The organism is Aeromonas sp. 604176, assembly GCF_049170755.1.
Taxonomy (GTDB): Bacteria; Pseudomonadota; Gammaproteobacteria; order Enterobacterales; family Aeromonadaceae; genus Aeromonas; species Aeromonas veronii_A.
In genome coordinates this window covers 19894-43299 of the sequence record NZ_JAAKNE010000019.1, presented here as the reverse complement: position 1 = coordinate 43299, position 23406 = coordinate 19894, and the positions used below count along the sequence as shown (strand labels likewise).

19 protein-coding genes are annotated in these 23406 nt (G+C 59.3%); 2 read left to right on the top strand and 17 right to left on the bottom strand.

The annotated features are described in order from the left end of the window. Positions 1-21: 21 nt before the first annotated feature. From uhpB to G5358_RS05480, 7 genes are all read right to left on the bottom strand, one after another. Complete coding sequence (gene uhpB / locus G5358_RS05510) at positions 22-1542, bottom strand: signal transduction histidine-protein kinase/phosphatase UhpB (protein WP_019445271.1); 1521 nt, start codon at positions 1540-1542, stop codon at positions 22-24. After that, a complete protein-coding gene (uhpA, locus tag G5358_RS05505; RefSeq protein ID WP_005334071.1) occupies positions 1539-2129 on the bottom strand; it encodes a transcriptional regulator UhpA in 591 nt (196 codons plus the stop codon). The genes uhpB and uhpA overlap by 4 nt, the downstream gene beginning before the upstream one ends. A gap of 192 nt (positions 2130-2321) precedes the next feature. Beyond that, positions 2322-2717, bottom strand: coding sequence for a nucleoside diphosphate kinase regulator (gene rnk, locus G5358_RS05500; protein ID WP_005334070.1), 396 nt, complete (start codon positions 2715-2717; stop codon positions 2322-2324). 245 nt (positions 2718-2962) lie between these two features. Beyond that, positions 2963-3700: a substrate-binding periplasmic protein gene (locus G5358_RS05495; protein WP_421208170.1), complete on the bottom strand. Its 738-nt coding sequence runs from the start codon at positions 3698-3700 to the stop codon at positions 2963-2965. A gap of 82 nt (positions 3701-3782) precedes the next feature. After that, positions 3783-4469 (bottom strand): hypothetical protein, encoded by a 687-nt coding sequence (locus G5358_RS05490; protein WP_421208510.1) that lies wholly within the window; start codon positions 4467-4469, stop codon positions 3783-3785. Between the two features lie 72 nt (positions 4470-4541). Then, positions 4542-5933 carry an alkaline phosphatase gene (locus G5358_RS05485; RefSeq protein ID WP_139732383.1) on the bottom strand — a complete coding sequence of 464 codons (1392 nt, stop codon included), beginning with the start codon at positions 5931-5933 and terminating at the stop codon, positions 4542-4544. An 11-nt stretch (positions 5934-5944) separates the two neighbouring features. After that, complete coding sequence (locus G5358_RS05480; protein WP_421208172.1) at positions 5945-7342, bottom strand: alkaline phosphatase; 1398 nt, start codon at positions 7340-7342, stop codon at positions 5945-5947. A 323-nt stretch (positions 7343-7665) separates the two neighbouring features. Between G5358_RS05480 and ylqF the strand changes: the two genes are divergently transcribed. Further along, positions 7666-8616 carry a ribosome biogenesis GTPase YlqF gene (ylqF, locus tag G5358_RS05475; RefSeq protein ID WP_005334061.1) on the top strand — a complete coding sequence of 317 codons (951 nt, stop codon included), beginning with the start codon at positions 7666-7668 and terminating at the stop codon, positions 8614-8616. A 159-nt stretch (positions 8617-8775) separates the two neighbouring features. Here ylqF and G5358_RS05470 read toward each other — a convergent pair whose 3' ends face one another. The 3 genes from G5358_RS05470 to dinG form a co-directional block, all read right to left on the bottom strand. Next, complete coding sequence (locus G5358_RS05470) at positions 8776-9672, bottom strand: histone deacetylase (RefSeq protein WP_227340820.1); 897 nt, start codon at positions 9670-9672, stop codon at positions 8776-8778. A gap of 99 nt (positions 9673-9771) precedes the next feature. Continuing rightward, positions 9772-10431, bottom strand: a complete 660-nt coding sequence (locus G5358_RS05465; RefSeq protein ID WP_216954052.1) for a DUF2057 domain-containing protein — start codon at positions 10429-10431, stop codon at positions 9772-9774. A gap of 142 nt (positions 10432-10573) precedes the next feature. Then, the gene (gene dinG / locus G5358_RS05460; protein WP_421173160.1) at positions 10574-12646 is read right to left on the bottom strand and encodes an ATP-dependent DNA helicase DinG; all 2073 of its coding nucleotides are present in this window, start codon (positions 12644-12646) and stop codon (positions 10574-10576) included. Positions 12647-13040: 394 nt separating this feature from the next. Here dinG and G5358_RS05455 point away from each other — a divergent pair, with 394 nt between their 5' ends. Continuing rightward, positions 13041-14090 (top strand): porin, encoded by a 1050-nt coding sequence (locus tag G5358_RS05455; protein ID WP_088869706.1) that lies wholly within the window; start codon positions 13041-13043, stop codon positions 14088-14090. Positions 14091-14652: 562 nt separating this feature from the next. Here the strand turns inward: G5358_RS05455 and tyrA are convergent. The 7 genes from tyrA to G5358_RS05420 all read right to left on the bottom strand — a co-directional run bounded on the left by tyrA (position 14653) and on the right by G5358_RS05420 (position 23406). Beyond that, on the bottom strand, positions 14653-15780 hold the full coding sequence (tyrA, locus tag G5358_RS05450) for a bifunctional chorismate mutase/prephenate dehydrogenase (protein ID WP_421173161.1): 1128 nt from the start codon (positions 15778-15780) through the stop codon (positions 14653-14655). Positions 15781-15915: 135 nt separating this feature from the next. Next, positions 15916-16989: a 3-deoxy-7-phosphoheptulonate synthase gene (locus G5358_RS05445; RefSeq protein ID WP_021231016.1), complete on the bottom strand. Its 1074-nt coding sequence runs from the start codon at positions 16987-16989 to the stop codon at positions 15916-15918. A gap of 408 nt (positions 16990-17397) precedes the next feature. Continuing rightward, complete coding sequence (gene glgC / locus G5358_RS05440; RefSeq protein ID WP_421323767.1) at positions 17398-18699, bottom strand: glucose-1-phosphate adenylyltransferase; 1302 nt, start codon at positions 18697-18699, stop codon at positions 17398-17400. A gap of 289 nt (positions 18700-18988) precedes the next feature. Then, on the bottom strand, positions 18989-19906 hold the full coding sequence (gene secF, locus G5358_RS05435) for a protein translocase subunit SecF (RefSeq protein WP_421202618.1): 918 nt from the start codon (positions 19904-19906) through the stop codon (positions 18989-18991). 150 nt (positions 19907-20056) lie between these two features. Next, positions 20057-21859 (bottom strand): protein translocase subunit SecD, encoded by a 1803-nt coding sequence (secD, locus tag G5358_RS05430; RefSeq protein ID WP_201908306.1) that lies wholly within the window; start codon positions 21857-21859, stop codon positions 20057-20059. A gap of 158 nt (positions 21860-22017) precedes the next feature. Then, positions 22018-22452 (bottom strand): hypothetical protein, encoded by a 435-nt coding sequence (locus tag G5358_RS05425; protein WP_227340814.1) that lies wholly within the window; start codon positions 22450-22452, stop codon positions 22018-22020. A 96-nt stretch (positions 22453-22548) separates the two neighbouring features. Continuing rightward, on the bottom strand, positions 22549-23406 hold the full coding sequence (locus G5358_RS05420) for a DUF6279 family lipoprotein (protein WP_064336756.1): 858 nt from the start codon (positions 23404-23406) through the stop codon (positions 22549-22551).

Here is a 23406-nt window from a genome sequence, read left to right as displayed (position 1 = left end):
TGGCTGGCCCTCTGGTAGTGATTAGCCATGACTCTCCTCCCGTCTGCGACTGGGCAGGTTGACCGTCAGCTGGGTGCCGTGGATGCAGGAGAGTTGCAGACTGCCACCGAGCGCTTGTACCCGCTCGCGAATGCCGAGCAGGCCATAGCCCTGTTGCGGGCGGCTTTCCGGCAAACCGCGGCCATCATCTTCCAGCACCAGTTGCAACTGCTCGCCGCTGGCCCGGGCGCGAATGGTGACCGAGTGGGCGTTGGCATGTTTGACCACGTTGTTGAGCCCCTCCTGACAGACCCGAAACAGGGTGACCCGCTGGGCATCCGAGAGATCCCCATCTGCCAGCTGCCACTCCAGACGGGTGACGATGCCGTGACGCTCCAGCTCCAGCTCTCTGAGCAGTGCCCGTACCGCCTGTTCCAGCGTCATGTCGTCGAGCTGGCGCGGGCGCAGCCGCCCGAGCAGACCGCGCACAGCGTCATAGATCCCGAGCGATAGTGTGTCTATCAGGGCGCTGCTCTGGCCCACCCCGGCATTATCGGGGGCAAGGCGGCGCACGATCCCTGCCTGGGTACGAATGGCTGTGATGGTCTGGCCGATGTCGTCGTGCAGCTCGCGCGCCACCTCCTTGCGGATGCTCTCCTCGGTCTCCAGCAGCCGCTCGGTGAGCTGGCGATTGTGGGCGAGCTGGCGCGTCAGCGCCTGATTGAGTTCGCGCTGGCGCTGGATCCCGGCACCCAGCAGCAGGCCAGTGAGACTCTGGGCCAGCAGGGAGAGCAGCAGATCGAGGGGGTGGTCATGCCAGGCTTGGCTCGCCAGCAGGGCGATAGTGTTCATCAGGGTGGCGAGCAGCGCCCCCTGCCAGCCGTAGCGCCACGCCATGGCGATGATGGGGATGGCCAGACAAAACGGGGTAAAGCGCACCAGCGAGTTGGGCAACCCCAGTTGCAGCCAGAGGCTCAGCACGAACAGCAGCAGATACCAGACCAGATGGCGAAAGCGCCACTCCACCGGCTGATCCACCAACGCAGGCCCCAGCGGCACCCAGGTGGCGCGAGTGAGGTAGTGCCAGATCAGCATGCAGGTGGAGGTCAGCGTCAGCCCGCCGGTGAGGCTGAGCAGCAGTGCCGAGAGGCCATCTTCCCCCGCCAGATGCCAGAGCAGGGCTTGCAGCAGCGCCGCCGCCGTGACGGTGGCGAGCAGCAGCAACAGTTGCTGCCAGTCGTTGCGCACCTGTTGGCGACGGGCAATCAGCAGCGGTAGCAGGGTCAGCAGACTGCCCGCGACCAGCCAAGGCCAGTGGGGCAGCCCTACCTCCAGATTGAGCCAGTAGAGCAGCAGCCCTTCGCACAGCAACAGCGGCGGCCAGTAGTGGCCCGGGCTTTGCAGCAGCAAGCCGAGGCGCAGACCGAAAGGGAACAGCAGCACCGCCAGCGCCGGGCCACCCGCCAGATGCAGGCTGATGCTCCAGAGGCAAAACCAGCCGGCGGCAAAGATGAAGCAGGCCGCCAGCGCGATGGCGACATAGCTGGCAAAACGGGAGATCACCAGCTATCCAGCATGCGGTGGGCCAGCTCGACGTTGTTGCTGACCTTGAGCTTGTCCATCAGGTTGGCGCGATGGACGTGAACCGTCTTGGGGGAGAGTCCAAGCTGCTCGGCAATGGCCTTCACCTCCAGCCCCTGTGCCAGCAACTGGGCAATCTCCCGCTCCCGATTGGTGAGGGGATCCCGGCTGCTGCTGGCCAGTTTCTGGGCGATGTCCGGCGTCAGATAACACCCCCCCTGGGCGGCGGTACGCACCGCGGCGATCAGCTCGTCCGGACTGCAGCGTTTGGAGAGAAATCCCTTGGCGCCGGTTTGCAGTGCCTGCTCGATGAGGGCCGGGCTGTCGTGCACCGAGAGCATCACCACGGCCAGACCGGAGGGGAGCTGCTTGAGCAGATCCAGCCCCGATTGGTCGGGCATCGAGATGTCGCAGACGCAGACGCGCGCCCCGCTGCCGGGCAGGCCGGCAAGGGCATCGCTGGCGGAGCCGAATTCGGCGACCACCTGCAGGTCGGGCTCCAGATTGAGCAGTTGGGCAAAACCGGATCGGACGATCTGGTGATCGTCGATAAGGGCAATTTTTATCATGATGTCAGCCTGAAATTCGGTGCGTCATGACCATGACGCGGCCAACAAGATACCTGCCCCTCGAGTCAGGCTCAAGCAGCAGCAGGAAAAGGGGCTAAAAACCGGGGAGCAAGGTGAACAAAGCTTGATCGGGATCAGCTGGCAAGGGCGAGCAAGCGGGCTGATCAACAGGGGATGACCAGCCCGTGGGACTCAGCGGTGCAGCTCGCCGGCGCGCTCCGGCTGATAGACCACTTCCAGAATTTCGACCTCGATGGTGCGACCGGCCGGGCCCGGCCAGGCGATGCTGTCGCCCACTTTCAGACCGAGCAGGGCGCTGCCCACCGGCGCCAGTACCGAGATGTTGCTCTCGTCGCCCTTGGCATCGCGCGGGTAGACCAGGGTGAGGCAGAACTCGTTGCCGCTGCTCTGCATCTTGAAGCGTACCTTGCTGTTCATGGTGACCACGTCCGGCGGCATGTCGGCCGGTTCGCGGATCTCGGCGCGGTCCAGCTCCTCTTGCAGGGCGAGATGCTGCGGGTGGTTGCCGAGCAGTTGTTCGATACGGTCCAGATCAAGGCTGGAGATAACCAGATGAGGTTGTTTCATAAGATATTCCTTATCAATAGCGGATAGGCCCATACCGGCGGGTGCAGGTTGGCCATCACGCAAAGTGTTACAAAAATGGATTCAACAGGTTCAATCGATTGAAAATGCCATGCCCCCAAGCGACTCGCGGCCGAAGGAGCGAGGCGGGGGCTCAGCAGGGTGTGAGCAAATGCGAGGAAATAGCGAGTATTTTCATGGGGCTACCATAACCATTCTGGCCGGCCTTGGCAACCGTGATTGAGTGACTACTCAGGAACCTGATAGTTGTACTGACGGATGATCCGCGCCAGTGTGCCATCATGGCGCATCTCGTCAATCACGGCTTGCCAGCGACGCCCTTCGGTGAAGGGAAAATCCTTGCTGGCCGCGATAAATAACTGGGTACGCATCAAGGATTCGCCTTTTACTATCTCATCGATGGAAAATCCGCCCGTCTGCTGGTTGTAGAGGATGACGTTCCAGGCTGCGACCCAGGCATCGATGCGTCCTCGTTGCAGTTTGAGGGCATTGAGGTCTTCGGTGGCGACGGTTTGGCTGGCGAGATTCAGCCTCTGCTTGAGCAGATACTGGCCGAAGGAGTGACGCAAGGTGCCCACCTTGAGTGAAGGAAGCGCGTTTATCATGAGCGGGGTGGGATGCTTGTGGCGATTGCTGACAATGAGGAACTCTTCATCAAGGATGGGGGAAACCCAGTAGTAGAGATGCTCCCGTTGAGAGCTGCGTACTGGCGGTATCAGCAGTACATCCTTGCGATGGGCGGTTTGGGTGAGGGCTCGGGCCAGCGGCATCAGCTCGATGGTGAGCGGCTCTTTGAGGCGCCGGGCGGCCTCCTCCATGATCTCGATGGCGACACCGCTTGGTTTGCCGTGAGAGGAGCGAATGACGTAAGGGGGCAGCTCGGCCGCCACCAGCACAATAGCCTGGGCACCGGTGTTCACCAGCAACAACAGCAGGGCAAAAAAGGGCAGGCAGAGAGCGCGCATCAAGGTCGTGAGCCAGAGTCGAATATGCAGAGTGTAACATTCCTGCCTGCGTTGTCGTTGTGCCCGCTGAGGGGTTGGGATCTCAGTCGAAGAAATCCCGCAGATCGCGCACTTCGTAATCAGCGAGTTGCTGCCAGGGGAGCTGAGCAGGCAGCTTGCGCAGGGTCACCTCCATCCGGTAGCTGCGATAGCCGTCGAGACTGGCTGACTCGACCACCAGCGGGATCTGCCACTGACTCGACCAGAGAATCCGGGTTCGTTGCTGCCCTTCGCGCTTTTCATACCAGCGGGCCTGCTCGGGGGCGGCCTCATCCAGCGGGGTCATCCCCTCGAGCAGCGCCGGGTTGACGAGATGGCGGAGCCGCGGCCAGTCGGGTTTGAAGGCCACCTGGCCATACTCTTCCACCGGCACCTCAACCAGTTGGTTGTGCCAGCTGTCGGCATAACGCAGCTGAAGTTCACCCTCATCACTGCGACTGACCCAGCGGGCCGCCATCTGGTGGGTAAAGTGCTTGTGGCCGGGGGTGGCGTCGTGAGTGGCGTGATAGGCACGGGCAAGGGGGAGGGGAATGAGCCGCTGGCTCCACACCTGATTGCCCACGCGCAGCCACTTCTCTTGCCAGACACTCTCTCTGGCGATGCCATCGCTGCCGGTGTTCCGGTCGTGATAGCTGATCCGGGCGGCGAGATCCGGGGGCGTGTCGTCAGCATGCAGGGGGAAGGCGAAGGTGCTGCCAAGCAGCCATAACGAAAGCAAAAGTCGCATCATCATCTGTCGCTCGAAAGAGCCGGGGCCCGGGCCGCTGAGTCGATTGCTCAGATGCACCCGGGCCCCTGCTGCTTACAGGCCGAGCGCCTCCCGCAGTTTGCCAAACACCTTGGTGTTATCCAGCGTGCCCTTGAAGCGGTTGCTGCCGGCGCCATCGGCAAACAGCATCACATCGCCGCCGCCGTGGGTTTCCGATGTCAGTTTGACGCCGGTCTCCTGCAGATAGTCATTGGCCATCACCTGATCGCTGGTGAGGACGGGGCGTACATCGGGGCGGTTGGGGCCGTTACCGAACACCAGGGTGGTGAAGGGCTTGCCATCCACGTCGTTCTGGGTCGAGCCATCGCCATTTTTAACCAGATCCAGCACCGGATTACCCTTGGCGGAGTAGCCGTTAATGGTCATGGTGTGGTCATGGTCGGCGGTGACCACGATCAGGGTATTGCTGAGATCCACTTTACCCAGCGCCGTCTTGACCGCCTCATCCAGTGCCACTGCGTCGGTGAGCGAGCGCTTGGCATTGGTGCCGTGCAGGGCGTGATCGATACGGCCACCCTCTACCATCAGGAAGTAACCCTGACTGTTCTTGCTCAGCAGGTCGATCGCCTTGGCGGTCATTTCGGAGAGGGACGGCTGGGTATTGGCTGCCCCCTTGGCGACCCGATCCAGCTCGTAGTCCAGGTGGGATTTGCTACTGAACAGACCGAGCACCTTGCCGCTGGTGACCTTGGCCAGTTCGCTTTGGGTGGTGACATAGCTGTATCCCTGCGCCTTCATCTCGGCGGTCAGGTCGCGGTTGTCATTGCGACCGCCCTTGTTGCTGGCGCTGTAGGGGGTCCAGTGGTTGGCACCACCGCCCATCAGTACATCGACCCCATCCCCCAGCGCCTGGTTGAAACCAGTTCCTCCCGGAACAGCTTGTGCGGCGATGTCATAAGCGGCATCCCGATGGCAGATGTGGGCGTAGGTAGCCGCCGGGGTGGCGTGGGTCAGCTCGGTGGTGGTGACGGCTCCGACCGATTTGCCTGCCGCCTTGGCCAGCTCCAGGATGGTGGGCACCGGCTTGCCATTATCGCTGCTGCAATTGTTGACGGTTTTGTTGCCATTGACGTCTTTGCCGGGGGCGACGGCTTTGGTGTCGCTGCTCATGGCGATCACCTCGTTGTTCATCTTGACCCCGGTGGTGTAGGCCGCCATGGAGGGGGCCGAGTCGGTGGTCTGGGCATCGTTGGAGAAGGTCTTGATGCGGGCACTGCGCGGCAGTTTCATCATCTCCAGATTGCCCTCTTCTCCCACCTTGAACAGGCGGGTGGCGGTGAGCACGGTAGGCCCCATGCCATCACCGATAAAGAGAATGACGTTTTTGGCATCACCGGCCTGTGCCTGGGAGGTTGCGCCCAGTGCACTGAACAGGGCGGCGCAGACCAGCGTGTGCTTGATGGATGTGTTCATCTGTTTGCTCATGAAAGTGCTCCTTACAGCTTGGCCGCAGCCTTGATCTTGCCGAACACGGCGGTGTTGTCGAGTGAGCCATGGAAGCTGTCAGCCCCCTTGCCGATGGCGCCGAGGAAGACATCTGTGCCGCCGTGGGTCTCGTTGCCGATCTCGCCCACCTTGACCACCACTTCCTGGTGGTAGTCATTGGCGGAGACGGTGGCATCGTCGAGCGGGGCGACGCTGCTGCGCGGGCCATCCAGCCGGTTGTAGCCGTTGCCAAAACCTATGATGGTGTAGGGCATGCCCTCGCTATCCTTGCTTGGCTCGCCAGTCTCGTAGTTCTTCACCAGCCCGAGTACGCCGGGGTTGTCGGCGGTGGTCTTGCCGGTGCGCTTGGCATAGCCGTTGAGCACGAGCGTGTGGTCGTGATCGGCGGTGACCACGATCAGGGTGTTTTTCAGCTCGGGGTCGCTCTTTTTCACCTCGTCGATGGCGGCTTTGATGGCGTTGTCGAAGGCGATGGTGTCCTGCAGCGCCCGCTTGGCGTTGGTGTCGTGCAGGGCGTGGTCTATGCGGCCCCCTTCCACCATCAGGAAGTAACCCTTCTCTTTGCCCTTGAGCTGCTTGATGGCGGCCAGGGTCATCTGGGCCAGTGACGGCTCGCTGGCAGGGCGGTCCAGGTCATATTTCATGTGGCTGGAACCAAACAGACCCAGCAGCGGCTTGCCCGCATCGGCCTTGTTCAGCTCATCCAGATTGCTGGCAAACTGGTAGCCCTTGGCCTGCATTTCGCTGATGAGGTTGCGGCCATCCTCCCGCTTGCCCTTGTCGGCTTTGGGCAGGAAGAAACTGCTGCCGCCACCGAGCACCACATCCAGCCCCTCCTTGAGGGCGCTGTTGTAGCCTTTGCCGCCCGGTACCAGCTGGACGGCGATATCTGCCTCCAGATCCCGGTTGCAGATATGGGCATAGGTAGCCGCCGGGGTGGCGTGGGTCACCCGGGTACTGGTTACCACGCCGGTACCGCGGCCATCGGCTTTGGCCAGCTCTAGCAGGGTAGTCACCGGCTTGCCGGCGCTCTTGCTGCAGTCGCTCTCATAGGTGGCGTCGCCGTCCATGCTGATGACGCCGTTGTTGCTCTTGACCCCGGTCATGTAGGCCGCCATGGAGGGGGCCGAGTCAGTGACCTGGGCATCGTGGGAGAAGGTCTTGATAAAGGCCGTTTCTGGCAGGGTATCGATGGTGAGATCACCCTCTTCGCCGACACCGTAGATGCGGGCTGCCGTCAGGGTGTTGAGGCCCATGCCGTCACCGAGGAAGAAGATGACGTTGGTGGGTTGGGCTGCGGGCTTGGTCGCCACCGTGTCATTGTCTGATTTGCAGCCGGCAGCCAGGGCGGCGCCGATCATCACTGCAAGTCCTGCCATTTTTCTCATTGGGGTTCGCTCCTTGTAAAACCTGAGCGCAGCCTAGAGGGGGCAGATGACACTTTTACTGACTATCGGTGACGGTTGTGTGAAAAAGTGATGAAAATGTTACACTATATCAATGTGTTATCTGTCAATTGAGCCAGTTGGTCCGGTCGCTTCCGGCAAGGTCGCTCCGCCTCGGCGGTTTGCTGATTTGATGAGGTGATGGTTAGAATGACCTGTCAAAAGAGGCCCGCAGCAGGTAAAATGCGCCCCCTTCGTTCGATGCCCGCGGCAGAGCGCCTGTTGTTCCATGCGCCCGCCCGCAGCCCCCACAGAGAGTAACGGATATGTCCATCAACTGGTTCCCCGGTCACATGCACAAGGCCCGCAAAGAGATTGCCGAGGTCATGCCCCAGGTCGATGTGATCATCGAGATGCTCGATGCCCGCATCCCCTTCTCCAGCGAAAACCCGCTGGTGCCCGAGCTGCGTGGTGATACCCCTGTGATCAAGGTGCTGAACAAGGCGGACCTGGCCGATCCGGCGATCACCGATCTGTGGGTGGCGCACATGGAAAAAGAGAAGGGGATCAAGGCGCTGCCGCTGACGCAACAAGAGCCGGAGAAGATCAAGCAACTGCTGACTCTCTGCCACGAGATGCTGCCGGAGCGCAATTTTGAGCTGCGCGGCGTGCGGGCGATGATCATGGGGATCCCCAACGTGGGCAAGTCCACTCTGATCAATACCCTGGCGGGGCGCATCATCGCCCGTACCGGCAACGAGGCGGGGGTGACCAAGTCCCAGCAGCGGATCAAGCTGGATAACAACGTTATCCTGACCGATACCCCGGGTTTCCTCTGGCCCAAGCTCAACCCGCCCTCCTGCGGTTATCGTCTGGCCATCACTGCGGCCATCAAGGACACGGTTTTCGACTATGCCGATATCGCCATGTTTGCCGCCGATTACTTCATCAAGGCCTATCCGGAGCGGATCAAGGCGCGCTACCAGATTGACGAGTTGCCCGAGACCGAGATCGAGCTGCTGGAGATGATCGCCCGCCAGCGGGCGTTTATGCGCAAAGGGGGGCTGGCCGACCTGCACAAGGCGTCCGAGATCCTGATCAACGAGTTCCGCTCCGGCTTGCTTGGCCGCATCTCGTTGGAGACGCCGGAGATGGTGAGCGTCGAGATTGTCGAAGCCGCCGCAGAAGCCGAGCAAAAAGCCAAAGAGAAGGCCGAGCGGGAAGAGGAGCGTCAGGCCCGCGCCCGCCGCAAGTACGCCCGCAAGCGTCAGAAATAGTTATCCTCAGGCGTCCCGAGCTTGCCTGACAACGAGCGAGCTTGTGTGACCGAGATGACGGAACACGAAGAGGCGACCCCAGGGGTCGCCTCTTCTGTTTTATCTAGAGAAATCTCCTCCCACTCTGATGGCGTGTCCGCGCCATATAAAGCCATGCCATCAGCCAAAACGATGGCGCGCCGTCTCAAACAGCGACATATGAAGCGGGATCAGCTGTCGCCAGTCGCGGCGATAGCCGCCACCGGGCACCGCCGCGATGGGCAACCCATGCTTGATTGCACAGCCAAATACCATGGCATCGCGCAGGCGAACCCCTGCATCGCTCAAGGAGAGATAACCAAGCTCGTCGGCATGATGCACATCGACGCCCGCCTGATAGAGGATGAGATCCGGCGAATAGAGCCGCAGTGCCAGCGAGAGTGCCTGTTGCAGTGTGGTGAGATAGGCATCGTCCGTCATGCCGCTTGGCAGCGGAAAGTCGAGGTGAGAGGCGGCTTTGTGATGGGGAAAGTTGTGCTCCCCATGAAGGGATAGGGTGATGATATCGCGCCGTCCGGCGCACAGGGCTGCACTGCCATCTCCTTGATGCACATCGAGATCGACGATCAGCACCTGTTCGCAGCGCCCCTCGTCGAGGCAAGCCTGCGCCGCAATCACCAGATCGTTGAACAGGCAAAAACCGCTGCCGTGATCGCGATGGGCGTGGTGATAGCCGCCGGAGATCTGCAAGCCGCATCCCTGCTCAAGAGCATGGCGGCTGGCGGCAACGGTGGCACCCACCGAGCGCAAGGTGCGCTCTATCAGAATGGGTGACCAGGGAAAACCGATCTTGCGGATGGCGCGATCTTCCAGCTGGCCGCTCAGGGCCGCCGCGACATAATCAGCATCGTGAATGCGACAGATTTGCTCCCGGGTGGCCGACGGCGCTTCGCCAAGGGGGTAACCCTGCACCTGCAAGCGCTCAAACAGCCCCTGATACTTGGCCAGCGGGAAGCGATGGCGTTCGGGCAGGGCCAGGGAGGAGTAGAGGGGGTGATAGAAAATATGCAGTGACATCAGGGCATTGTTCCATCGATGCAGAGATGAACCTGGATATGAAAAAGGGGAGCCAAGCTCCCCTTGTCATTCCCGACGGGTCAGGATGATGTTTCCGGATTACTGCTGCTGGATAACCCAGATCTGGAAGGCTTTGCGGGTTTCCGCATCGGCCTTGTTGTACCAGTTTTGCAGTTGGGTCAGGGCTTCCGGATTGCTTTGCGCCTTGCTGGGCGCGGCTTGGGCCGGTGCGCTGGCGGCAGCCATCACGGCAGCAGAGGAGACGGCAACGGTTTTGGGCTGGTTGAAAGCTTTGCCCATGTTGATCAGCTCTTGCTGATAGTCACGGGTCAGCTGGAAGCCCTCTACTTTCGGCATTACGAACTGTTCACTGCTCACTTGCTGTCCTGTGACCTTGTCTTTCAGCGCCACTTTCTGATCTTTCAGGAACTGTTTGGCTTCTGCTTCATTGCGGGGCTTTTTATAGTCCAGCACCAGCTGCTGATTGTCGGCTGCAGTGAAGTTCAGCACCAGCGGCTCGGCGGTCACCAGCTTGATTTCGTTACGGCTGGAGTAGTTGCCTTCAAAGGCGACGACCAACTGGTGCTTGCCGGCAGAGAGGGGGAAGGTGCTGGTTTTGTCGAGCAGCTGGGGGTTGATGGATTGGCCATCAATCAACTGCACGATGTAAGGGGTGGATACTTCCAGTTTGGCATCAGCCAAGGCGCTACCGGCCCACAACAGACCAGCCAGCGCCGGTACCAGAACAGTCAGTTTCATTTCATCTCCTTGAACAGTCAGGCGATTGCCCACTGAAAACAGGGGCTCATTTTTACAGGTTTGGTCTACTGCGGCAATGGCTCTTTCTGGAGGTGTATGTTCGTGCAGTTGTCAGTTCATTTATCAATAACGGCATGCTTATTTATTCGATCCGCCGTGTAAACGGGGGGAGGGCATCAAGTAACCCCTTGCCATAACGCTTGGTCAGCAGACGCCGGTCAAGAATGGTGACTCGCCCCCGATCGGCCTCTTTGCGGATGAGGCGGCCACAGGCCTGGATCAGTTTGCGCGATGCCTCCGGCACCGTCAGTTGCAGAAAGGGGTTGCCTCCTCGCTGCTCCACCCACTCGGCGGTAGCCTCCTCGACCGGCGAGTTGGGCACCGCAAAGGGGAGTTTGGTGATCACCAGATTGGTGAGGTAGTGACCCGGCAGATCCAGCCCCTCCGAGAAGCTGCCGGTACCAAACAGGATGCTGGCTTGACCGCCATCGCATTTCTGCTTGTGCAGGGTGAGCAGGGCATTGCGGGAGGCTTCCCCCTGCACCAGCAGTGACAGTCCCTTGGCTCGCAAGCCAACGGCCACCTCATTCATCTGGCGGTAGGAGGAGAAGAGCACCAGACTCGCCTCCTTGCCCGCCAGAATACGTGGCAGCACGCTGATGAGTTCATTGGTAAAGGCTGGTGAGTTGGGTTCGTGCTCCATCTTGGGCAGATAGAGCTCGGCTTTCTGGTAGTCAAAGGGGGAGCGCAGGCGCAGATAGCGGGTACCGTCGTGCTCCTTGAGCCCCACCTGATGGCGAAAATAACTAAAGGAAGAGAGTGCTGTGAGGGTCGCGGAGACCAGTACGGCTCCCAGACATTTCGACCAGAGCCACTCCTCCAGCAGATAGCCCACCTCTATCGGTGAAGCGTGCAGCCAGATATCGCCGTCATCGCTCTTGGCCATCCAGCGGGCGAGCGGGGTTTTGCCGGTCGGCACATGGCGCCCCAGCATCTCCCAGAGGGCGCAGAAACTCTCCAGCCGCTGCAGATGAAAACCGCTCTCTGCCAACAGGGGTTCGGCCTCCTTGCGGCGGATCTCGCCATCTTTCAGCGCTTCACCTATGGCCCCTTGCATCCGATCCAGCGCTCGCAGCGCCTTCTTGCTCGACTCCTTGAGATTCTCCGCCAGCATGGGCAGGGGATCCGGCAATACCCCTTCGACGAAGCGGTAGTGGGGTTCCGTGCCAAACAGCCGATCGTTGGCGCTGAGCCACTGCTCGACCGCCTTCAGATCAGGCTGGATGGTGGCCAGTGCATCCTGCAGTTTGAGTTGGGGGTCGAGCAGGCTCTCCTTATTAAGAGTCCGCGCCAGCTTGCCTGCACTTTGTACCAGCTTCTCCAGCCAGCGACGCGAGCCTTTGACGCTGGCCGACGCTGCGCCGTGATCCCGGGCGATGGTGGGCAGGTGATGGGCCTCATCCAGCACATAGATGCACTCATCAGGGGGCGGCAGAATGATGCCGCCGCCCATGGTGAGATCGGAGAGCAGTAGCGCATGGTTGACGACCAGCACATCGGCGCTCTCCATGTCGTTGCGGGCTCGATGAAAGGGGCAGTGCTGGTGATGGCTCAGCGCCTTGTTGCAGGTGTGGCGGTCTGCGGCGATGCGATCCCAGCAAGTGTCGGGAATGGGCTCCGGCCAGTTGTCCCGATCCCCGTCCCACTTGCCATTGGTGTAGGCCTGCCACAGCGCCTGGTAGCGATCCTTGTCGCTGTCCGATGGTTTGGATTTGCTCAGACTGCCAAAGTCGAGCTCGAAGTTGGCCATCTCGGCGCCACTGGCTGCCTGCTCCAGCAGATGCTCGCAACAGTAGCGTTGACGCCCCTTGACCAGCATAAAGCGAAACGGAAGCTCGCTGTGGCGGTGGTAAAAAGGAAGGTCTTTGTGGATCAGCTGCTCTTGCAGGGCCACTGTGGCGGTGGAGATCACCAGCTTCTTCTGGGTGAGTCGCGCCACCGGAATGGCGCCCTGCGCATAGGAGAGGGATTTGCCGATACCGGTACCCGCTTCGGCAACCAGAATACGGCGTTGTTTGTCGTACTCGCCGGTCAGGGTTTTGGCTATCTCGGCCACCAGAAAGTTCTGCTCTTTGCGCGGCACAAAACCGGGTAATCCATCCGAAATCTGGCGATAGGTTTGACGAATGGTTGCTTTGAGGCGAGTAGAGAGCATGAAGAGAAGGCCAGTTAGGGGTTAATCGAAGGACAAGGATACCCGCAACCCCTCGGTGAGGTCGAGGCAACAGCCATTATCACGGAGTTTTACGCTGATCAGACCACTTTGGTTGTTTATCAGGTAGTTAGCGTTATTTGCATGCAAAATAGACTATTTGAGTCCAAATAATCAGCAGGATTCATTGTAAACGTTTTCCTTTTACCTTGCCGTCAGGTGAGACTTGGCTCACATTTTTGCCTCCATGACTATGGTTTGCGTAAAAAGTTCCAAGTTTTTTCATTGCGGTTCAAAAAATCCGGTGCTAGTCTCGGCGGCATAGTGATGCAAAGAACATCGCTAACACAGGGAATAACAACAACTTAGTGTTTAATTACAGTAGGCATTGGAAACTATGAAAAAGACAATTCTGGCTATTGCTATTCCGGCTCTGTTTGCATCCGCCGCTAACGCCGCAGTGATCTATGACAAAGACGGTACCACTTTCGACGTATACGGCCGTGTACAGGCTAACTACTACGGTGAGCACGATGATACCGATGGCGAGCTGATTGGTTCTTCCCGTCTGGGCTGGTCCGGTAAAGTTGCTCTGAACAACACCTGGTCCGGTATCGCCAAGACCGAGTGGCAAGTTGCTGCTGAAAACTCCGACAAGGGCAGTGACGGTAAGTCTAGCAAGTTCGATGCTCGTCATATCTATGCAGGCTTTGACGGCACCCAGTACGGTAAAATCATCTTCGGTCAGACCGACACTGCTTTCTACGACGTACTCGAGCCGACCGATATTTTCAACGAGTGGGGCGATGCGGGTAACTTCTATGACGGTCGTCAGGAAGGCCAGGTTATCTACTCCAACACCTTCGGTGGTTTCAAAGGTAAAGTTTCCTACCAAACCAATGACGACGTAGCGGTCAAGATCACTGACGTTGGTCAGAAGGTCAAAGAAGATGCCATCTTTGGTTCCGACGTTAAGCGTAAGAAAGCTTATGCCGTTGCCGCCGGTTACGATTTTGACTTCGGCCTGGGCTTCAACGCCGGTTATGCCTACTCCGACCTGCAAAACAAAGTTAATGGTCAGACTGGTAAGAAAGACGAGTGGGCTATTGGCGCGCACTACGCTATCAATGGCTTCTATTTTGCCGGTGTTTACACTGAAGGCGAAGTGAAGAACAAGAGCCTGGGTCTGAAAGATGACGGCCGTGGTTACGAGCTGGCTGCTTCTTACAACGTAGATGCTTGGACCTTCCTGGCTGGTTACAACTTCAAAGAAGGCAAGGCCAACGCTCAAGCTGCCGGTTCTACTTACAAGGATCTGGTTGACGAGACCCTGCTGGGTGTTCAGTACGCTTTCACTCCGAAACTGAAAGCTTACACCGAGTACAAGATCCAGGGTATCGAGAAGCATGACGACGAGTGGACTGTTGCTCTGCAGTACAACTTCTAATAAGTTGAACAAGAGTAATATCCAGGCTTGAGTCTTTGACCAGGCTACAAATGGCCGAGATAATTTCTCGGCCATTTTCTTTTTTGGCGACAGCGGATTGGCGCCATGATAAATCGCCGGATTGCTGTGTTAAGTGATCTTTGGCAAACCATTTGTCTCGGTTAATCTCTCCTGCTTCCTGCTTCCTGCTTCCTGCTTCCTGCTTCCTGCTTCCTGCTTCCTGCTTCCTGCTTCCTGCTTCCTGCTTATCTCTTTGATGGGGAGGGCACTGCTCTCCTTTACGTCATGCAGTCGTTGCTCGCAGCAGCTTGGTTTGACCGTGAGAATCTGGCTGCCCTTGCAAGGGGCGGTGCTATTTGCGCGGATTGTGCGGATATTGAGGGGGCATACATGGTGGATGTGATGCTGCACAGGGGGAGGGGATTGTGAGGCCAATCAGCGGTAGGTGCTTGGTGTGTCGCCGCTCTCGACTGAGTTAGCGTTGAAATTAGTAACAAACAAAAGGGAAGATGCCTGAGTATCTTCCCTTTTTGGTGATATGAGCGTTCCTGCTTTTGCAGGATCAGCCGTGTTGGCGGCGGTCGTTGGCCTGGGCGAGCAGCATGCGGCTTTCACGCAGGAACTGGTCGGCATGCTCGCCGAAGAAACCGGAAACTTGCGAGAATGCGTTGATGAAACCGTCCCTGTCTCCTCGCTCCAGCAGCCCCAGCGCTTCGCCGAAGTTTTGGTAGTAGCGACGGATCATCGCCAGATTCTGCGGTGACGACAAAATGATGTCGGCATAGAGGTGTGGATCCTGGGCGAACAGCCGCCCCACCATGGCCAGCTCCAGCCGGTAGATGGGGGAGCTCAAACTCAGCAGGCGATCCAGATTGGCCTGCTCCCGGGAGAGGTGCCAGCCATAGGCAAAGGTGGCGAAGTGACGCAGTGCCTGAATGAGGGTCATCGCCTCATCGTGGGCCTTGGCTTCCACCTGTTGCAAGCGGGCGCCCCAGATGGTCATCTGATCCAGCAGCCATTGGCTGGCGGCGGGGTCGCGACCCTGGCAGCAGACGATCACCTGCTTGGCAAGGCTCGCCACATCTGGCCCGAACATGGGGTGCAGTCCCAGTACCGGCCCCTGATGTACCGCCAGCATATGTTCGAGCGGCGCCGCTTTCACGCTGGTGACATCAACCAGCAGGCAATCTGCGGGCAGGTTGCCGAGCCGCTCAATGATCTGGCAGGTGATATCGATGGGCACCGCCACCATCACCAGACCGGCTCCGGCGAGGATCTCGTCAGCGCGCGGCCAGTCGGCTTGTTCCAGCGTCTCGACTCGATAGCCTGAGAGGCTGAACATATGGCCGAACAAGCGGCCAAGCTGGCCCTGACCACCGATGATGACCACCTTGCCAAGATCCGGCTTTATGCATTTGAAGCCGGTATCTTTCTCGCTGGCATAAGATTCACGCATTACCCGGCGCAGCACGTCTTCGATGAGATCGCCGGGCACCCCCAACTGCTCAGCCTCGGCTCGGCGGCGGGCCAGCATGCTCGCTTCCCGATCCGGTGCATAGATGGGCAGGCCGTGGCGGCTCTTTACCTCACCCACTTCTCCCACCAGGGCCAGACGGGCGGCCAGCAGATCGATCAGCTGCTTGTCCACCGCATCTATCTTGTCCCTGAGTACATTCAACTCTTCAGCCATATCCAGTCCCTGCTGGCGCCGCGAGCGGCGGCGCCCTGAAATTCAAGATGCAACAAGGTATCACGGTGTGAGCGGTTTGATGCCACCACTAGTGATACCTCGATTGTTCAATAGGTTACGACAAGATACCACGGCTTACCGTGCAGTTCTGCCCTTGAGGGGGTCAGCCAGCTGGTTGTGGCAGCGGGCGAGCAGGGTAGCGGTGGTGTCCCAGTCGATGCAGGCATCTGTGATGGAGACCCCGTAGCGCATCTGCTCCTTGGGCTGCTCGCTGGACTGGTTTCCCTCGAACAGGTTGGATTCGAGCATCACCCCGATGATGGAGCGGTTGCCCTCCTGGATCTGGTGGATGACGTTGTCGGCCACCTTGGGCTGCAAACGGTGATCCTTGCTGGAGTTGCCGTGGCTGCAATCCACCACAAGGCTCGGCAGCAGGCCCGCTTTCTCCAGCGCCTCTTCCGCCAGCGACACGTTGACCGAGTCATAGTTGGGATGTTTGCCGCCGCGCAGGATCACGTGGCCATCCGGGTTGCCCTGGGTCTGCAGCAGCGCAACCTGGCCCTGCTGGTTGATCCCCATAAAGGCGTGAGGGGAGGAGGCCGCCTGCAGCGCATTGATGGCAGTCCCCAGGTTGCCGTCGGTGCCGTTCTTGAAGCCGACCGGCATGGAGAGGCCGGACGCCATCTCCCTGTGGGTCTGGGATTCGGTGGTGCGGGCGCCGATGGCTGACCAGGAGAAGAGCTCCGCCAGGTATTGCGGGCTGATGGGGTCGAGCGCTTCGGTGGCCAGCGGCAACTCCAGCTCCGCCAGCCAGCAGAGCAGCTCGCGGGCACGGTGCAGCCCCAGCTCCACATCGAAGGTGCCATCCAGATTGGGGTCGTTGATAAAGCCTTTCCAGCCGACCGTGGTGCGCGGTTTCTCAAAGTAGACCCGCATGACAATGTAGAGAGAGTCCTGGTAGGCATCATGCAGCGCTTTGAGTCTGGTTGCGTACTCTTTGGCGGCGTCCATATCGTGGATGGAGCAGGGACCACAGATCACCAACAGCCGGTGATCGCGGCGGTGAATGATGTCGGCGATGGTATTGCGGGCCCCTTGCACGAATGCCAGCGCCTTGTCGGAGATGGGTAACTTCTCCTTGAGCTGGGCAGGCGTGATCATCACTTGTTCGGACTGGATATGGATGTTGTTCAGGGGGTCTCTTTGCATGATTTCATTCTCTCTACTGTATTAAGCCAAAAGCGATCGTACCCATATATTTACACTGGTACCTGCTTTGTTACGCAACCGCCCTCACCTTACCAAGGAAAAACAAACAATCAAGTGAAACTAGTGGGTTTACCACTAAAAAGTCAGATAAAGGAGCTGCTATATAGCGCTAACAGGAATAATACAGAGGGTTTTTCGGAGGGGTAATGGTTATTTTGTAATTTAATGTTTACAGCTTGGGGCGTAAAGGCTGCGTTGCCCAGCTGTTTACCCACAGTAAATGGCATCTCTGGGAGACTGCAACGCGATGGCAATGATGGTGTGAGGTGGCTATCTGGTCAGCCATAGAAAGAGGGAGCCATCATGGCTCCCTTTGCGGTAGGAAGGGGGATCCCGTCTGGCTGCGGATCAGCGCTTTTGTTTTCCCTGCAGCTCTTTGTTCAGGCGAGTGAGCATCCCCTGGGTGACCAGCACTATGCCCTGCTCGGAGCGGTGGAAGCGACGTGCATCTTCATCGGCGTTTTCACCGATCACCGTGCCTTCCGGCAGTTTGCACCCCTTGTCGATCACCACCCGGCGCAGTCGGCAACCGGCACCAATCTCCACACCCGGGAAGATAACGGCCTGATCCAGAGTGCAGAAGGAGTCGACCCGCACATTGGTAAAGAGCACCGAACTCAGGATGAAAGAGCCACTGACGATGGTGCCCCCGGCAAACATGGAGTTGATGGTCATGCCGTGCTGGCCGTTTCGGTCCTGCACGAACTTGGCGGGAGGAGTCATGTTCTGACTGGTCCAGATGGGCCAGTCCTGATCGTAGATATCCAGCTCAGGCGTGACGGAAGCGAGATCCATATTGGCCTCCCAGAAGGAGTCCACGGTGCCCACATCGCGCCAGTAGGGGCGGCGATCCGGACAGCAGCCGACACAGGACATGCCAAACGGGTGAGCGAATGCGGTGCCCTCTTTCACCACGCGGGGGATCACGTCCATGCCGAAATCGTGATGGGACTGCTCGTTGGCAATGTCCTCTTCCAGCAACTGATAGAGATACTCGGCATCGAAGATATAGACGCCCATTGAGGCCAGCGCGGTGTCGGCCTTGCCCGGCATGGCGGGCGGGTTAGCAGGCTTTTCGACGAAGGCATTGATCTTGCGATCATCATCCACCGCCATTACCCCGAAGGCGCTTGCTTCACTGCGTGGCACCTCGATGCAGGCAACGGTCACCTTGGCGCCCATATTGACGTGGTCGAGCAGCATGGCGGCGTAATCCATCTTGTAGATGTGATCGCCTGCCAGCACCACCACATATTTGGGGGCGTGATCGCGGATGATATCCAGATTCTGGTAGACCGCATCGGCGGTACCCCGATACCAGTTCACCTCATCCACCCGCTGCTGGGCAGGGAGCAGATCGATAAACTCGTTCATCTGGTAGCGCAGGAAAGACCAGCCCGATTGGAGATGGCGCAACAGGCTGTGGGATTTGTACTGGGTCACGACACCGACCCGACGGATGCCGGAGTTGATGCAGTTGGAGAGCACGAAATCGATGATGCGGAATTTGCCGCCGAAATGAACGGCAGGTTTTGCACGGTTGTCGGTTAACTGTTTGAGGCGACTACCCCGCCCTCCTGCGAGTACCAGAGCCATGGTCTCGTTCAGCAACTGTCTGGCTTTTGCTGTATTGGCAGGTTGTAACAACATCTCATATCCCTTTGTAGATAAATCACTACAATGTTGCCTCCTTTGACCCCTCAAGAAAGTGCTTTCAGTCACATTTCAGGGTTTTTGACGTAATAAAATGACCTTTTTGTTATTAAAAATGACGGATTGATCCGTCATTGCTTTCAATATGGTCAGTTGTCAATTGAGGCGACTTGGCCAGTAACAGGATCGACTGGGATTGGCGGGGGAGGGTAGAAAAAGCCCCTGCCAATGGTTGGCAAGGGCATAGTTGGTAGAGGCTCGATTAGCCGACTCTGGTTAGCAAGGGTCAGGCTGCGTTGGCCACTGGCTCCTCGCTCTTTTTCTGGTAGGCCTGCGGGGTGAGCCCAAGCAGCTCCTGCACGGTCGAGGCGACGGTGATGGAGGAGACTGTGCCCACCAGGATCCCGGCAAACAGGGTGAAGGAGAAGCCGTAGAGGGCGTCACCGCCAAACAGCAACAACGCGCCCACGGTAAACAGGGTGGTGCCCGAGGTGATCATGGTGCGACTGAAGGTCGCCTTGATGGCCACATCGGAGCACTCGTGGATGCCCATCTGGGTACGCGAGCTTAGCAGATCCCGCAACCTGTCCGAAATGACGATGCTGTCGTTGAGGGAGTAGCCGATCACCGCCATCAAACCGGCGATGATGTTCAGATCGAATTCGATCTGAAAGAGTGACAGCAGCCCCAGCGCCACGATGGCGTCATGGACCACCGAGAGCAGGATGCCGATGGCCTGACGCCACTCGAAGCGAAACGCCAGATAGGCCGACATCGCCAGCGAAGCGACCAGCACCGCCAGCATCCCCTGCTGGAACAGTTCGGCACCCACCTGAGGGCCGACGATGGTGGTGCGCAGCAACTCGACCGGCATCCCCAGCTGTTGGGTCAGCATGGTTGCGAGATCCGCCGCGGGCCAGGGCAGTTCGTGGGGGGGCAGCTTGATCAGCCACTCGCCGGGAATACCGGCCGAGCTCAGCTCAACGGCTCCCGCCAGCGGGGAGACCAGCATGGTATTGAGCTCATGGGCCTCTTTCAGGGTCTGGATATGAAACTCCAGCAGGATCCCGCCGGTAAAATCGAGCCCCAGTGTCAGGCCGTTCACCAGCAAGATGGCGACGCTGGCCACGGTCAGCAGGATGGAAGCCCACAGGCCGATATAACGCCAACGGGTCAGCCCCATGGCAACGATCATTCTCAACATAATTCTCTCCTTGGCCAGCCAGCATCAGGCTGTTGGCCCATCACGACGTGTCGCGACACGCCGGGAAATAGTGTTCTGCTTTGGCCGTCCCAGCCATATCCATGGCCGATGGCGCAGCCAAAGCCGCTCATCAGAGGGACTGCTGTCCCGTTACACCTTCAGCGTGCGCTCGCTGCTGCGTCCCCACAGGGGGTTGATGATGGCGCGTGTCCCCCAGATCCCGGTGATCATGCTGGAGAGCAGACCCAGGATGAGGGTGATGGAGAAGCCCTGCAGCGGCCCGGAGCCGATGGAGTAGAGCACCACGGCGCAGATGAGCGTAGTGATGTTGGCATCGAAAATGGTGTGGAAGGCCGAGCGATAGCCAAAGTCGATGGCGTTGGCCAGTGAGCCCCCTTCTCGCAGACGGTCCCTGATCCGCTCGAAGATCAGCACATGGGTATCCACCGCCATGCCCACCGTCAGCACCAGACCGGCGATCCCCGGCAGGGTCAACACGGCGCCCGGCAGCACTGCCAGCATGCCGACCTGCATCAACAGGTTGGCGACCAGCGCCGTGATGGCAACCCAGCCGAATTTGCGGTACCAGGCCATCATGAACAGCATCATGCCTGCCATGCCGAAGGCCAGCGCGGTGAAGCCTGCCTCGATATTCTGCATCCCCAGCGTCGGACCAATGGAGCGCTCCTCCAGGATCTTGAGCGGGGCGGTGAGGGCGCCGGCACGCAGCAGCATGGCCAGCTCTTGCGCTTCCGGCAGACTGCCAATGCCGGTGATACGGAACTGGTTGCCAAGGGCGGTCTGGATGGTGGCGACGTTGATCACCTCGCTCTGGGCGCGCAGTTTGCCCTGGGCGTTGGTTTTGTACTCGGTGAAGACGGTCGCCATCGGCTTGCCCACATGCTGGCGGCTGAACTGGTTCATCTTGCTGCCACCCAGGGTGTCGAGCACGATATTGACCTGGGGTTGACCCATCTCGCCCATATTGGCGCGGGCATCGACGATGTGCTCGCCGGTGAGTACCGGCTTGCGCGCCATGCCGACGGCCTGGCCGTTGCGATCGGCGATATAGAAGTGGCTGTCGGCTTTGGCCTCGTAGAAGGCCAGCGAGGCGGTGGCCCCGATCACCTCTTTCGCCTGCTTGGGGTTGTGCACCCCGGGCAGTTCGATACGGATGCCATCTTGGCCCTGACGCACCACCGAGGCCTCGACGATGCCGAGCTCGTTGATCCTTTTTTTCAGGATCGACAGGTTTTGGGTCACGGCGTTGTTGACCAGCAGGGTACGCTCAGCCTCGCTCAGCACCAGTTTCAGATCATTGCCGGAGCGGGTCAGCTTCCACTGATCCTGACGGGTACCGGCACTCTCCTTGATGATGGCGAGCCAGCTCTCCTGTTCGGCCACCTCCGGCAGGGTGACGGCTACGGCACCCTGTGCGCTGCGCGTGACGCTGGCGCCGCGCAGATTGGCTTCACGGAAGCGGGTGCGCAGGGTATCCACCAGATTCTTGGTCTGATTGTCGATGACAAAGTCCACGTCCACCCCGATAAGCAGCTGGGAGCCGCCACGCAGGTCCAGTCCCAGCTTGATGGGGTCGGCGCCGAGGCGGGTGATCCAGGCCGGCGCGTTGGAGTGAAACTCCAGGGTCAGGGCGGCACTGTCGACCCCTTGCTGCTCCAGCAACTGCTTGGCTCGCTGCTGCTCGCCCTGGCTGGCAAAGACCAGCTCGACCCGCTCAGGTTGCTCGATCACCTTGACCGGTGTCAGGTGCTTGTCGCTCAGCAACATCTGTTGCTGGGTGGTCAGGCGCTGCTGTCCGTGCAGGCCAAGGGAGGGCTGCTCACCGAAAAAGGTGGGCAGGGAGTAAAAGGTAAAGGTCAACAGCATCAACAGCAGCAGTGCGTACTGCCACTTGCTCATGCGGTTGAGAACGGTGCGATTGCTCTTTCTCATGGCAAACAAGCCTCTGTCAGGAGAATGGTGTCCGGGCCGATAGCATCAAGGCTCGGCAAGGCGCAAAAAATGGGATGCATCAGATGCGGATCAGGCAGTTGCCGGATCCGTCAGGAAGAGGAGATGAGCAAACAGTGGATGTGTCAGCCCCTCCGGGGTCAGGCGTTCAGATAGCTCTGGGTGAAGCGGTATTGCAGATGTTGGCGCTGTAGATGGCGCCGATGGATCGCGCCAAAGCGATCGCGAAAACTCTGTTTGTGATAGAGCTCGGGGGCCAGCATCAGCCAGCCGAGCAGTAACAGCAGGATGGCCTGGGCCGACCAGCTCTGGATCAGCTCGTAGACCACACTCTTGGGCTGGTTGTCACTGCGCAGGGATTGTTCGAGACGCAGCAGGTGATTCTGATGGCTGCCGACAAACTTGATGATGCCATCATCGCTGTCGCTGAGCTGATTGAACACCTGAGTCTGCTGCTGTTCACTCTGGGGAGATGCGGGTAGCAGCGGGCCTTCCATTCGGGCGATGGAACAAAGCAGGGTGAAGGCAATAACCAGAGTTACCAGCACCAGTTTTACTTTGTCGATAAGGCGCAAAAAGTTAATTCCCGATAAATAGAAAGGGCAAACTACCATAAGCGCCCGGTTTGAACAAGGTTGCCCCGGGAGCATGGCACCATTCGGTGCCGCTCGTCAGCTGCCGCTCATCTGCTTGAAGTCGCGGGCATAACCCTTAAGCAGGGAGTAGAGATGGGCCCGCTGGGAGATATCCAGCGACTGGCTCATGGCGCTCAGCCAGTTGACGGTACGCTGGCGCGACTGTTCGGTATAGCCGGTAAAGCGGCCATCCATCAGCCCATCCCCCTCGGCCAGCAGGTTGGTCAGCTCGCGGGTAAAGTCGGGACTTTGGCGCTGCTTCATCAGCCTGTCCAGCTCCTGGGTCCAGGACTCCTGAAACTCGAGCCAGGGGGGCATCAGCTCGTATTGCCATTCGGCCCACTGGGCCACCAGTGGCGCCTGTGCCGGTTTCACCTCACCAATCCAGAACTCGAGCCGCTTGTTCATCTTGTCGCGAAACTCCGCCAGCATCTGCTCTTTGGGCTCAGTGGCAAAGTCCTTTTGCCGCTCCTGTTGCCGCTTGACCCGATCGGTCATGAAGCGGGCCACCTGCTCGTCGGTCAGGGTGCGCGCCAGCCTGACCGCGCGGGGGATAGTGTTTTCCAGCGTGCGGGTCAGACTCTGCTGCACCGCATCTAGGTTGGTCGAGATCTGCTCCGGCGTCATGGGGCTGGCCACCGCCTTGGCCAGTGCATCGAGATCCCTGGCGTAGCGCGGCAGCTCGTGCTGGCGGTGCCAGGCCATCAGCCCCTTCACTTCGCGGCTGAGCAGATCCTTCTGCGAATAGGAGAGGGCAAAGTAGTCATCCAGCTGCCAGATGATGGCGGTATCGAGCCAGTAGTAGATCACCCGGGTGGAGCAGCCGGTCAGCAGCAGGCCGATCAGCAGCAGACCCCAGGTTTTCGGCTTGTGCCAGCGCACCTTGTTTATCAT